Below are 12,075 nucleotides of genomic sequence, written 5' to 3' on the forward strand. Positions count from 1 at the left end.
TGCGCCCCGCCCTAGATCGCCGCAGGATTGCCAAAACGATCCAAGGTCTCCATGCCCCTCTGCGTCTTCGACATCTATGAGGACGGCACCGCGCAGGTGCCCTCTGACAACAACCTCACCGGGCCGGGGCGCTACCGCTGGTGGCACTACGACATGGCTGATCCGGCGCTGGCACCGTGGCTGGCCGAACACCTGCCCGAGATCCCGGCGGGCGCATTGCTACAGCCCGAAACCCGCCCGCGCTGTGACGAATATGACGACGGGCTGATCCTGAACCTGCGCGGCATCAACCTCAACGAAGGTCAACAGGCCGACCAAATGGTTTCGGTCCGGATGTGGGTGACGGATGCGGTGGTGATCACCGTGCGGATGCGCCGGGTCTTTGCCATAGATGAGCTGCGCGCGCTGGCCGCCGAGAATAATGCGCCACCCCGGCCTTCGGCCTTTGTCGAGGCGCTGGTGATGCGGCTCACGGCGCGGGTACAAGCCGAGGTCGCCCGGCTGGCCGAGCGCACCGCCTTCTACGAGGCCGACCTCGAAGACCTCAGCACCCCGCCGCCGAAGGAACTGCCGGTGACCCGCCGCAGCGCGATCCGGCTGGAACGCTACCTCGCCCCGCAGCGCCATGCGCTGGAGCGGTTGGCGACACTGGACCTGCCGCTGGTGCCGGACGTGGACGCGATGAAGCTGCGCGAACTGGCCAACCGGACCGCCATCGTGGTCGAGGAATTGGACGCGCTACAGGAACGCATCGTCACGGTGCAGGACGAACACGACAACCAGGTCGCGCAGCGACAGGCGCGGCACAGCTACATGCTCTCCATCGCCGCCGCGGTCTTTTTGCCGCTAGGGTTTCTGACGGGACTTTTCGGCGTCAACGTGGGCGGGATGCCGGGCGTGGACGATCCGCGCGCCTTCGCGATCCTTTGCCTTGCCATGGTCGGCCTCGCTGCCATCATGCTGGCCGTGTTGAAATGGCTGCGCTGGCTGTGACGGGCGGGGAAACGGATTGTTCTGCCGTTTCCATGCCATGAACGATCCCCGCAAAGACCACGGGACTGTCTTGCCTCCGCCCCGATCCTGCCCGAATTGACGCCCATACCTGACCGCAACAAGATCAATGCGAAGGGACAGGCAATGGACCGCCTTACGGAAATGGAAGCGTTTGCCACTGTGGTGGATCAAGGCGGCTTTACAGATGCTGCCAAGAAGATGGGGATCTCGAAATCCGCCGTCTCAAAGCATGTCTCCTCACTCGAGGCCCGTTTGGGGGCGCGACTGCTGAACCGCACCACCCGTCGCGTATCGCCCACAGAGATCGGCCTTGCTTATTACGACCGCGCCCGCCGCGTGCTGAACGACGCGGGCGAAGCCGACGCGCTGGTGACCTCGATGCAATCCGCGCCCTCGGGGTTGCTGCGGATTTCGGTGGCGACGGACTTTGGGGTGAACCACCTCTCCCCCGCGCTGTCGGAGTTCTTGCAGGATTTTCCCGATATCACCGTGAACATGGTGCTGAACAACCGCTACGTTGAGTTGATCTCGGAAGGCTTCGACATGGCCGTGCGGATCGGGGAGCTGGAAGACAGCACCCTGCGCGCGCGCAAATTGACCGAGACGACCAAACGCATGATCGCCAGCCCGAAGTATTTCGAGCAATACGGACGGCCGGAAAAGATCGACGACCTGAACAATCACAAGCTGCTGCATTACTCGAACCAGTCCTCGGGCAACGTGTGGAAACTGACCGCGCCCTCGGGCGAGAAACGGCAGGTGCGCACGGCGGGCTGGCTTTCGGTCAATGACGGGCAGAGCCTTTTGAACGCCGCGATCTCGGGGCTGGGCATCGCCTATCTGCCAAGCTTCCTCTACGCCGAGGCGATGGAGAAAGGACTGGTCGAGGACGCGATCCCCGATCTGCCGCTGGAGACGCAGGGCATCTATGCCGTCTATCCGCCGGGCCGGTTCACCCAGCCCAAAGTGCGGGCGTTCATCGACTTTCTGGTGCATGAGTTTGCCGAGAAGGGGCCGGCGGACTGGTAACAGTCGCGACTGCCACCTGGCCCGGAATCAAGCCGTAGGCGCCGGGCCATCGCCTGCCCGCCCGGACGGGTAGGCGATTTAGCGAGGCTGGGTACGACCTTGCGAACGCACACAATGGTTGAGCCATAAAGTGGCAACGCCATACCGCCTGATCGCCGACCCGCGGGCAGGCGACGGCCCTCCTCGCGAAATGCTTTCCTCTCCCTCACCAGCACGCTATCTCTCCCGCCATGAGCAACATGCGCGAAACCTACGCCCGGCTTGTCGCCGAGGGCAAACTACAGGCCGACCCGGCCCAAGAAACCGTCATGGCCGAGTTCGACCGCATCCGCGATGCACTGGCCAACCCGCCGAAGAAAAGCTTTTTCCGCAAAGCCCCAGAGCCGCCCAAGGGCCTGTACCTATGGGGCGGCGTCGGGCGCGGCAAATCCATGCTGATGGACATGTTCGTGGCGCATCTGCCCGACGTGCCTGCGCGCCGCGTGCATTTCCACGCCTTCATGCAGGAAATCCACAACGCCATGCACGAGGTCCGCAAGACCAGCGTGGATGACGCCATCGCGCCCGTGGCCCGCGACGTGGCGGAAAGCGTCCGCCTGCTCGCTTTCGACGAGATGCAGATCACCGACATCACCGACGCGATGATCGTGGGCCGCCTGTTCGAAGCGCTTTTTGCCGCGGGTGTCGTGGTGGTCACCACCTCGAACCGCCTGCCCGATGACCTCTACAAAAACGGCATCAACCGCGAGGTTTTCGTGCCCTTCATTGACCTCATCAAAGAGCGGATGGTGGTGCATGAATTGGCCAGCCCGACCGACTACCGCCAAGACCGGCTGGCAGGGACGCAGGTCTATTTCACCCCCGTCAACGCCGAAAGCCGCGCCGCGATGGACGCGGTCTGGGACGATCTGGCGGGCACCGAGGGCGAACCGCTCACCCTACACGTCAAAGGCCGCGAAGTGACCATTCCGCAATATCACAACGGCATGGCCCGCGCCGGTTTTCACGCGCTCTGCGGGCAGCCCTTGGGCGCGGCGGATTACCTCGCGCTGGCGCAGGCTGTGCGGGTACTGCTGCTGGACAACATCCCCACCCTTGGCCGGTCGAATTTTAACGAGGCGAAGCGTTTCGTCACCCTGATCGACGCGCTTTACGAGGCGAAGGTGCGGCTGATCTGTTCCGCCGCCGCCGCGCCGGAAATGCTCTACCTCGAAGGTGAAGGCACCTTTGAATTTGAGCGTACAGCCTCCCGCCTGCGGGAGATGCAGGGGGAAGACTGGGGGCGCTGACCGCCCCCGGCCAACCGATCAGGAATCACTAATCGGCTGCATATGCAGGTCATTGCCCTGCAGGAAAGGGTGGTAAGGTCGTTCGACCTCATAAAGCCACCACAGGCCGCCCGCGATAATTGCGAGACCTACGGCCATGAAGATAAATTGAAATTTCCGTGCATCGTCCTGATCGTGACGCGCGGACCGGCTGAAATTGCGCATGGGGACACCTCGGTTAAATTCGAAAGGGGAGACTTCCGCGGACCAAGATACACCACATCTGCACCTCGCAGCAGCGGTACACCCAAATATGGTTAATCAGACGTTTTCACGCAACACGCTACCGGCAAGGTAGAGCGAGCCGCAGATCAGCACACGCGCATGGGGTTCGCGGGCGATGATCGCCTTGAGCGCCGCGGTGACGGTCTCGGCCTCTGCGGTCTCGAACCCTACATCGCGCGCCACTTTCGCCGTCGCCTCGGCAGGCAGGGTCGCCGCCTCGCCGGGGATCGACACGGCGGTGAGGCTTGCAGCCTCTGCCGCCAGCGGGCGCAGATATCCGGCGATATCCTTGGTATTCAACATGCCGCAAATCAGATGCGTCGGGCGTTTCGGGAGGACCGCCAACGTGGCCGCCAATGCCGCCCCCGCCGCGGGGTTATGGCCGCCGTCGAGCCACAACTCGCCCTCGGGCGCCATACGGGCAAGCGGCCCGTCTGACAGCCGCTGCATTCGCGCGGGCCACTGCGCCTGCGTCACGGCAGCCTCACAGGCCTCCGCATCGACGCCAAGTTGGCGCAGCGCGGCCAGCGCGGACCCGGCGTTCATGATCTGGTGGTCGCCGGGCAGATTGGGACGCGGCAGATCAAGCAGGCCGCGCTCATCCTGATAGACCATGCGCCCGGCTTCGGGCGCGACATGCCACTGCTGACCATAGGCCAAGAAGGGTGCCCCGAGTTTCGCGGCGCGGTCTTCGATCACCTCAAGCGCGGGCTCTTCCTGCTTGCCGACCACGCAAGGGACAAGCCGCTTGATGATACCCGCCTTTTCGCCCGCGATCTCGGCCAGTGTTTCGCCCAGATACTGCTGATGATCGACCGACACCGGGGTGATCACGGTCAGGGCGGGATCGGCCACATTCGTCGCGTCGAGCCGCCCGCCAAGGCCGACTTCGAGCAGGGTATAATCGGCAGGCACCCGCGAAAAGGCGAGGATCGCGGCGCAGGTCGTGATCTCGAAATAGGTGATCTCTTCGCCGCCATTGGCGGCATGGCATTCGTCCAGCACGGCGGCGAGGTCAGGCTCCGAGATCAATTCTCCCGCGACCCGGATACGCTCGTGAAACCGCGCGAGATGCGGCGAGGTATAGGCGTGCACCGTCTTTCCCGCCGCCTCCAACCCCGCGCGGATCATCGCTTGGGTCGAGCCTTTGCCATTGGTGCCCGCAATATGGATCACCGGCGGCAAGTCGTTCTGCGGATTGCCCAAAGCATCGAGCAGCCGCCACATCCGGTCGAGCGTCAGGTCGATGATCTTGGGGTGCAGCGCCATCATCCGTTCAAGGATGACGTCGGATGAAGGCGTGCTCATTTCTTCTCTGGCGTGTCGGCGGGCAAATCCGCTGCGGCCTGAACGGCGGCGGCGGCCTCGGCCACCTCAAGCTCTTCGGGGGCGGGCAGGTCGCCGCGCACGACAGGGGGCAGGCCCATTAGCATGCGGGTGATGGTGATCAACTCATCGCGCATCTCGGTCCGTTTGGTCACCCGGTCAAGCATCCCGTGGTCGAGCAGATATTCCGCCCGCTGGAACCCTTCGGGCAGTTTCTCACGGATGGTCTGTTCGATCACGCGCGGTCCGGCAAAACAGATCAGCGCGTTCGGCTCGGCGATCTGCACATCGCCCAGCATTGCATAGGACGCGGTGACGCCCCCGGTGGTGGGATGGGTCAGCACGACAATGTAAGGAAGCCCCGCCTCTTTCAGCATCTGCACGGCGACGGTGGTGCGCGGCATCTGCATCAGGCTGAGGATACCCTCCTGCATGCGCGCGCCACCGGCGGCGGAGAACAGCACCAGCGGGCGCTTCAGCTTCACGGCTTCCTCGGCGGCGGCAATGATCGCATTGCCGACATACATGCCCATGGAGCCGCCCATGAAAGAGAAGTCCTGCGCGCAGGCGACGATCGGCGTGCGACCAATATCGCCGGTCACGACCAGCATCGCCTCATGCTCACCGGTCTGCTTTTGCGCGGCCTTCATCCGGTCGGGATAGCGCTTCTGGTCTTTGAAATGCAGCGGGTCGGGTGTGGGCGCCGGAACCTTCACCTCGGTAAAGATGCCACCGTCGAACAGCGCCTTGAAACGCGCGCGGGGGCTGATGTGCATGTGGTGGCCGCAATTGGTGCAGACGTTCAGATTGTCCGCCAACTCACGGTGAAACAGCATGGTGCCGCATTCGTTACACTTGGTCCACAGATTGTCCGGCGTCTCGCGGCGCGAGAAGATCGAGTTGATTCGCGGGCGGACGTAGTTCGTGATCCAGTTCATTGGCAGGCCTCTGCTGTGGTTCCGTCCCAGATAATCCCCGCATGGGGAAATTGCAATCAGCGGCGTATCGCCAGCCGCGCCGCCAGCCATGAGACCAGCATCAAGGCGAAATCAACCGGCAGCCATGAACGCAACGCCGCCGCGTCATCCATTGAAAAGGGCGTCAGATAAAGCGCCAGCCCCGAAAGATCATCCGGCAGAGAGACAATGAGAATGGCTGAGACATTGTTCCACAGATGCACCGCGATCGCGGGCCCAAGCGAGCCGGAGCGCGCGGTAAGGTCCGCCATCAGGATGCCGAAAACCCCCGCCCAAAGCGCCACCATCAGCGCATTCTTCCCCGCCTCGGCAGGCAGGTAATGGCCCGCCGCGAACAGCGCCGACGGCAGCACCATCCAGATCAGCGGCGCGTTGAACCGCGCCGCGAGTTGCTGTTGCACATAGCCGCGAAAGACGATCTCTTCGGCGCTGACCTGCACCAGCACGGCCAGCAGCGACAGCGGCAAAAGCAGCAACCAACGGCTTAGGGGCAGGTTCGGCGTCAACTCACCGCCCATGCTCCACGGCGGCAATACCGCAAGCGCAACGCCCAGCAGCAACATCGCCCCGGAAACCGCGCGAAAACTGGGCCAGAGCCGCCCCGGCAGGCCAAAAAGGCTCCCCGCGCTGCGCCGGTGCACGATCCGCACGGTCACGGCGACGGCCATCGCCATGGTGCCAAAGCTGAACAGTAGCAGATACATCGCCTGCGGCGTGGCCCCTTTGAGCAGGTTGCCGTGCAGCGAGGGGGCCGCCGATCCCGCCAGCCCATAGACCGTTTGAAAGTAAAGCTCGTTCAGCGCGACATAGGCCACCACGGCCACGAACAGTCCCAAGAAAAACCGCCACAGCGCCGATGACGGGCGCGCGGGTGCGACAAAGGCCGCATGGGCGCTATAATCGGGCCGCCAGTTCATCAGCGGCGCCGTTCAAATCGGGGGTGGTGCTTGCAGAGCATATGCCGGGCCTTCACGCTTGCGGGCGGGCCGAACCGACCGCGCCAGAAGGTCAGAACCTATGCCCTAACACGCTGCAATACAACAGTTCCCCCGCCTCATACGCGCCAAAGCCTTGCAGCATAGCCGCCGCCCGACTATTCCATTCACGACGTTTCAAGGAGCCCACCGATGTCCACCACGCCCCGCTTCGACAAATCCCGGCTGCCCAGCCGCCATGTGACCGAAGGCCCCGCCCGCGCGCCGCACCGGTCCTACTACTATGCCATGGGCATGACCGAGGAAGAAATTCACCAGCCGCTGGTAGGCGTCGCCACCTGCTGGAACGAAGCCGCCCCCTGTAACATCGCGCTGAACCGTCAGGCGCAGGCGGTGAAGGTTGGCGTGCACTCCGAACAGGGCACCCCGCGCGAGTTCACCACCATCACCGTCACCGACGGCATCGCCATGGGGCATGAGGGCATGCGCTCCTCGCTGGCTTCGCGTGAGGCGATTGCCGACACGGTGGAACTGACCATGCGCGGCCATTGCTATGACGCCATCGTCGGGCTGGCGGGCTGCGACAAGTCGCTGCCGGGGATGATGATGGCGATGCTGCGGCTGAACGTGCCGTCGGTCTTCCTCTACGGCGGCTCGATCCTGCCGGGCAAGGCGCCTGCGGGCGCCGACGTTCCCGAAGATTTCGCCACCCGCGATCTCACGGTGCAGGACATGTTCGAGGCCGTGGGCCGCTTCCAGAACGGCTCCATGTCGCAAGCCGCCCTCGATGTGCTGGAACGCGTCGCCTGCCCCTCTGCCGGGGCCTGCGGTGGCCAGTTCACCGCCAACACCATGGCCTGCGTCTCCGAAGCCATCGGCCTCGCGCTGCCGAACTCCTCCGGCATGCCCGCCCCTTACGAGAGCCGCGACGCCTATGCCGAAGCCTCAGGTGCTGCGGTGATGAACCTGATCGAGAAGAACATCCGCGCCCGCGACATCTGCACCCGCGAAGCCTTCGAGAACGCCGCGCGTATCGTCGCCTGCACCGGTGGCTCCACCAACGCGGGCCTGCACCTTCCGGCGATGGCCCATGAGGCCGGGATCGACTTCTTCCTCGAAGACGTTTGCGAAATCTTCCGCGACACGCCGTATTTCGTCGACATGAAACCGGGCGGTGCCTATGTGGCGAAAGACCTCTATGACGCCGGCGGCGTTCCGGTTGTGATGAAAGAACTGCGCAAAGCGGGTCTGCTGCACACCGACTGTCTGACCGCAACGGGCCGCTCTATCGGCGAGGAACTCGACCGTATCGAGCGCGAAGCAGACGGCAAGGTGATCCACTCGGTCGCCAATCCGATCAGCAAGACCGGCGGCGTTGTGGGTCTGAAAGGCAACCTTGCCCCCGAAGGCGCCATCGTGAAAATCGCGGGCATGTCCGAAGACGACATCGTCTTCACCGGCCCCGCGCTGGTGTTCGAATGCGAGCAGGATGCCTTTGAAGCGGTGCAAAACCGCGCCTATTCCGAAGGCGATGTTTTCGTCATCCGCAACGAAGGCCCCGCGGGCGGCCCCGGCATGCGCGAGATGCTGGCGACAACGGCGGCGCTCTCGGGTCAGGGCATGGGCAAGAAGGTGGCGCTGATCACCGACGGGCGCTTCTCCGGCGCGACCCGCGGTTTCTGCGTTGGCCACGTCGGCCCCGAAGCGGCGCATGGCGGCCCGATCGCGCTGCTGAAGAACGGCGACATGATCACCCTCGACGCGGTCAAGGGCAGCATCACCGTGGATCTGTCGGACGAGGAGCTGGCCGAGCGCCGCAAGGCTTGGGCTGGCCCGCGTGCCACCAACTACGAAAGTGGTGCGCTGTGGAAATACGCGAAACTCGTCGGCCCCACCTACCTTGGCGCGGTGACACATCCCGGTGCCAAGGCGGAGACCCATGATTACATGGACCTCTAAAAGCCCCCTCGCGGCGCTTGCAATGCTCACCCTGTCCGCCTGCGAAGGCGGTCAGGGTTTTTCCTTTGGCGGCAGCCCCGCCACGCCTGAGAAACCGCTGCTGCAAACCGCTTTGGCCGGGGGCGCGGTGCAGGTTGTGCCGCCGCAAGGCTATTGCATCGACCCCAAAAGCCTCAAACGTCGCTTTGCGCTGATGGCGCGTTGCGATGCGCTTGGCCTGCCTGATGTGGTCAGCGCCGCGCCGCGCGGCATTCTCACCCTCGCGCTGATCGAAGCCGAGGCCGACGCGCCCCTGCCCACGCCGCAACAGGTTGCCGAGGCGGCAGGGCTAAGCCAGTTGCAAGAGGCCGGTAGCATCGAAGGGGCATCAATCTTTGTGGCCCAAGGGCCGGTGCCCGCCGAGGGCATGTCCCCCCGCCATTGGCGCGGCACGGCGCGGATCGGCGGCCATGTCGCCAGCGTCACCCTCTACGGCGCGCCGCACAGCCGCGCCATTTCCGAAGAGGGCCGCGCGCTGGTGGCAGAGCTGATCCAGCAAAGCCGCAGCAAAAGCGCAACACCCACCGCCCCCGGCAGTTGACCGACCTTTGTTTCCAAATCGGCAACACTGCCCGGGGACGGAAACAATCACGGGGGCTATTCATTTGAACGAAATCCCCGCCTTGCATAGACTGCGAGCAAACGAGAGGCGCAGGGCCATGGTCAACTTCCGCAGCGGTTATCTTGAGGGCAAGCTCTTTGCCCGCGCGCTGCAACGCTGGGCGGTTGCGGCCCGCAAAGCGGCCACGGCTGACCCTGCCACCCTGCGCCGCCAACGCAGCCGCGCCCGGCTGCTGCGTGCCGAACTGAACCGGCTGATCCACCGCGCCGAAGACCGCCTTGCCCTGCCCGCCATCGGGGCCAGCGGCTTCCCGAAACCACATAACGCCGATTGGGCATGGCGGCCGGAGTTGTGGCGCGGCCCGCTTGCCACGCCGGGGCTGTCCTCGGTCGCGACCAAATCAAAACTGGGCGAAGAGGTGACCCTGTTCCACGATTGCGCGCAGTCGGAACTGACCCTGCGCCAATTGCGCAACCTGCGCGAGGCCGATCTGGCCCCCTTTGGCCTGCAACTCGACGTGTTCAAATTCGACGGGTCATTCCTGTCGCTGGTGGTCGATCTGCCGACCGAGGCGATCACCGGATTGAAACGCCGCCACCTGTTCCGCATGGACACGATTGTGGAATTGGAGCACCCGCTGGAGATCTTTGCCCGGCTCAACATCCGCCACGGGCCGAACACCGAACAGATCGTCCGCGAACTGCCTGTCGGTCAGGAACACATCAGCGTCGAATTCGATCTGGCCTATAGCAAGCTCAACGAAAAACGGATCGAGGCGGCATGGATCGACCTGATCTTTGAAGGGCCGGAGATGAACCAAGTCGTGCTGCGCGACCTCACTTTTTCCCGCTCCCCCCGCGCCCAGATCTAGGACCCCGTGATGAGCCGATATGACCTCACAAAAACCGTGCTGCGCCAAGGCGCCTGGCACGGCGTGCTGACCGCCAAAGAGGGTGCAGACACGCCACAGATCAGCGTGACCCATGAGGGCAAGGAGGTGACGGATATCACGTTAAAGGCCGAAGGGTCCGAGGGGCGCTGGCATCTTTCCTTCCCGGTCCCGGCAGAGGCGATTGCCGATGGGGTCCAGACCCTCGTCATCACCGAAATGGCCAGCGGGGCGCTCTTGGGTCATGTGACCCTGATCGCGGATGAAGCGCTCGGCGATGACATACGGGCCGAGATGGACCTGCTGCGCGCCGAACTCGACATGCTGAAACGCGCCTTTCGGCGGCATTGCCGCGAGACGGAATAAGCGAAACGCCGTCCCGCAGGGCTGCGCCCAATAAAAAGCCCCGCTGTCTCCAGCGGGGCTTTGTGCATCTATGTGAAAGAGATCACTCGTTCGGACCCAGAGCCGACAGACCTTTGAGGATGTCGATGGCATAGGCCAGCTGGTAATCCTCTTCGCGCAGCTCCGCCGCTTTGCGGGCCTTTTCGCGGTCGTCTTCGATCTGTTTGATCTGATCGTCGGTCAGGCTGTCGTTGTTCAACCGGCCCCGCAGATCGGCTTCGGAGCGGAGGGGGCGTGCCGACAATGCGTCGTCATCTTCCTCGGTCTCTGGCGTGACCGGAGGTTGGGCCACGACGATATCGGGCGATACGCCAAGCGCTTGGATCGACCGGCCCGAGGGCGTGTAATAGCGCGCCGTGGTCAGGCGCATGGCCCCGTCCCCGCGCAGCGGCATCACGGTCTGGACAGAGCCTTTGCCAAAGCTCTTGGTGCCGATGACGATGGCGCGGCGGTGGTCTTGCAAAGCGCCCGCGACAATCTCGGAAGCCGAGGCCGAACCGCCGTTGATCAGCACGACGATCGGCTTGCCCATCGCCAGATCACCCGGCGTGGCGTTCACCCGGTCACCATCTTCGATATCCCGGCCCCGGGTGCTGACGATCTCGCCTTCCTCAAGAAAGGCATCCGACACGGCAATTGCCTGATTAAGCAGGCCACCGGGGTTGTTGCGCATGTCGATGACGATGCCGTTGAGATTCTCAATGCCGCCCGCCTCTTCGATCTGCTGCTCCAGCCCTTCCTTCATCTTCGGATAGGTCTGCTCATTAAAGGTGGTCAGGCGCAGCACGGCGGTATCGCCCACGGTACGGGCCCGCACGGCGGTCAATTGGATCGTGTCGCGCACGATGGAGACGTCAAAGGGCTCAGGCTCCCCTTCCCGCACCACGGTGATCAGGATCTCGGACCCCACCGGCCCGCGCATCATCTCGACCGCATCGTCGAGGCCGAGACCCAGTAGGCTTTCGCCATCGACATGGGTGATGAAATCCCCCGCTTCGATGCCGGCCTCAGCAGCAGGCGTGCCGTCGATGGGCGAGACGACTTTGACAAAACCCTCTTCTTGGGTGACCTCGATGCCAAGGCCGCCAAACTCACCGCGCGTCTGTTCGCGCATCTTCTCGGCGTCTTTCGGCGACAGGTAGGACGAATGCGGATCAAGCGAGGTGAGCATGCCGTTGATGGCCGCCTCAATCAGGTCGCCGGGATCGACATCTTCGACATATTGGGCGCGGATGCGTTCGAAAATATCACCGAAAAGATCAAGCTGTTCGTAAACATTGGTCGTCTTCTCGGCCTCTTGCGCCAGCAGCGGCCCGGCGATCTGAGTGGTGGCGACCACCCCCGCCACCGTGCCTGCAACGGCTGCCATCACGAATTTCTTCATCTG

The 12,075-nt window shown here is 63.8% G+C and carries 12 protein-coding genes; 7 read left to right on the plus strand and 5 right to left on the minus strand.

From position 1 onward, the window contains the following. Nucleotides 1-51: 51 nt before the first annotated feature. The 3 genes from HKX24_RS00930 (at nt 52) to zapE (ending at nt 3,332) form a co-directional block, all read left to right on the plus strand. The gene (locus tag HKX24_RS00930; protein ID WP_271692527.1) at nt 52-993 is read left to right on the plus strand and encodes a zinc transporter ZntB; all 942 of its coding nucleotides are present in this window, start codon (nt 52-54) and stop codon (nt 991-993) included. 144 nt (nt 994-1,137) lie between these two features. Beyond that, nucleotides 1,138-2,043 (plus strand): LysR family transcriptional regulator, encoded by a 906-nt coding sequence (locus HKX24_RS00935; protein WP_067261147.1) that lies wholly within the window; start codon nt 1,138-1,140, stop codon nt 2,041-2,043. 230 nt (nt 2,044-2,273) lie between these two features. After that, a complete protein-coding gene (gene zapE / locus HKX24_RS00940) occupies nt 2,274-3,332 on the plus strand; it encodes a cell division protein ZapE (RefSeq protein ID WP_271692528.1) in 1,059 nt (352 codons plus the stop codon). An 18-nt stretch (nt 3,333-3,350) separates the two neighbouring features. On the opposite strand, the gene HKX24_RS00945 is transcribed toward zapE, so the two are convergent. From HKX24_RS00945 to HKX24_RS00960, 4 genes are all read right to left on the minus strand, one after another. Continuing rightward, complete coding sequence (locus tag HKX24_RS00945) at nt 3,351-3,536, minus strand: hypothetical protein (RefSeq protein ID WP_168612943.1); 186 nt, start codon at nt 3,534-3,536, stop codon at nt 3,351-3,353. A 96-nt stretch (nt 3,537-3,632) separates the two neighbouring features. Then, a complete protein-coding gene (locus HKX24_RS00950; RefSeq protein ID WP_271692529.1) occupies nt 3,633-4,904 on the minus strand; it encodes a folylpolyglutamate synthase/dihydrofolate synthase family protein in 1,272 nt (423 codons plus the stop codon). Further along, entirely contained in the window at nt 4,901-5,860 is a 960-nt protein-coding gene (accD, locus tag HKX24_RS00955; RefSeq protein WP_271692530.1) for an acetyl-CoA carboxylase, carboxyltransferase subunit beta, read from the minus strand. The genes HKX24_RS00950 and accD overlap by 4 nt, the downstream gene beginning before the upstream one ends. 56 nt (nt 5,861-5,916) lie before the next feature. Then, the gene (locus tag HKX24_RS00960; RefSeq protein WP_271692531.1) at nt 5,917-6,816 is read right to left on the minus strand and encodes a CPBP family intramembrane glutamic endopeptidase; all 900 of its coding nucleotides are present in this window, start codon (nt 6,814-6,816) and stop codon (nt 5,917-5,919) included. 210 nt (nt 6,817-7,026) lie between these two features. Here HKX24_RS00960 and ilvD point away from each other — a divergent pair, with 210 nt between their 5' ends. From ilvD to HKX24_RS00980, 4 genes are all read left to right on the plus strand, one after another. Continuing rightward, the gene (gene ilvD, locus HKX24_RS00965; protein WP_271692532.1) at nt 7,027-8,793 is read left to right on the plus strand and encodes a dihydroxy-acid dehydratase; all 1,767 of its coding nucleotides are present in this window, start codon (nt 7,027-7,029) and stop codon (nt 8,791-8,793) included. After that, entirely contained in the window at nt 8,774-9,373 is a 600-nt protein-coding gene (locus HKX24_RS00970; RefSeq protein ID WP_271692533.1) for a hypothetical protein, read from the plus strand. The genes ilvD and HKX24_RS00970 overlap by 20 nt, the downstream gene beginning before the upstream one ends. A gap of 118 nt (nt 9,374-9,491) precedes the next feature. Next, nucleotides 9,492-10,265, plus strand: a complete 774-nt coding sequence (locus tag HKX24_RS00975) for a DUF6478 family protein (RefSeq protein WP_271692534.1) — start codon at nt 9,492-9,494, stop codon at nt 10,263-10,265. 9 nt (nt 10,266-10,274) lie between these two features. Next, nucleotides 10,275-10,649, plus strand: coding sequence for a hypothetical protein (locus HKX24_RS00980; protein ID WP_271692535.1), 375 nt, complete (start codon nt 10,275-10,277; stop codon nt 10,647-10,649). Nucleotides 10,650-10,731: 82 nt separating this feature from the next. Here the strand turns inward: HKX24_RS00980 and HKX24_RS00985 are convergent, their stop codons facing one another. Next, a complete protein-coding gene (locus HKX24_RS00985; protein ID WP_067268037.1) occupies nt 10,732-12,072 on the minus strand; it encodes a S41 family peptidase in 1,341 nt (446 codons plus the stop codon). Between the last annotated feature and the right edge of the window lie 3 nt (nt 12,073-12,075).

It is taken from the genome of Sulfitobacter sp. M85 (assembly GCF_029285915.1).
Lineage (GTDB): Bacteria > Pseudomonadota > Alphaproteobacteria > Rhodobacterales > Rhodobacteraceae > Sulfitobacter > Sulfitobacter faviae.

Coding starts and splice junctions, on each gene's coding strand:
- accD (WP_271692530.1), bottom strand. CDS start 5,860: ATGAACTGGATCACGAACTACGTCCGCCCGCGAATCAACTCGATCTTC.
- HKX24_RS00980 (WP_271692535.1), top strand. CDS start 10,275: ATGAGCCGATATGACCTCACAAAAACCGTGCTGCGCCAAGGCGCCTGG.
- zapE (WP_271692528.1), top strand. CDS start 2,274: ATGAGCAACATGCGCGAAACCTACGCCCGGCTTGTCGCCGAGGGCAAA.
- HKX24_RS00930 (WP_271692527.1), top strand. CDS start 52: ATGCCCCTCTGCGTCTTCGACATCTATGAGGACGGCACCGCGCAGGTG.
- HKX24_RS00970 (WP_271692533.1), top strand. CDS start 8,774: ATGATTACATGGACCTCTAAAAGCCCCCTCGCGGCGCTTGCAATGCTC.
- HKX24_RS00935 (WP_067261147.1), top strand. CDS start 1,138: ATGGACCGCCTTACGGAAATGGAAGCGTTTGCCACTGTGGTGGATCAA.
- HKX24_RS00950 (WP_271692529.1), bottom strand. CDS start 4,904: ATGAGCACGCCTTCATCCGACGTCATCCTTGAACGGATGATGGCGCTG.
- HKX24_RS00945 (WP_168612943.1), bottom strand. CDS start 3,536: ATGCGCAATTTCAGCCGGTCCGCGCGTCACGATCAGGACGATGCACGG.
- HKX24_RS00985 (WP_067268037.1), bottom strand. CDS start 12,072: ATGAAGAAATTCGTGATGGCAGCCGTTGCAGGCACGGTGGCGGGGGTG.
- HKX24_RS00975 (WP_271692534.1), top strand. CDS start 9,492: ATGGTCAACTTCCGCAGCGGTTATCTTGAGGGCAAGCTCTTTGCCCGC.
- HKX24_RS00960 (WP_271692531.1), bottom strand. CDS start 6,816: ATGAACTGGCGGCCCGATTATAGCGCCCATGCGGCCTTTGTCGCACCC.
- ilvD (WP_271692532.1), top strand. CDS start 7,027: ATGTCCACCACGCCCCGCTTCGACAAATCCCGGCTGCCCAGCCGCCAT.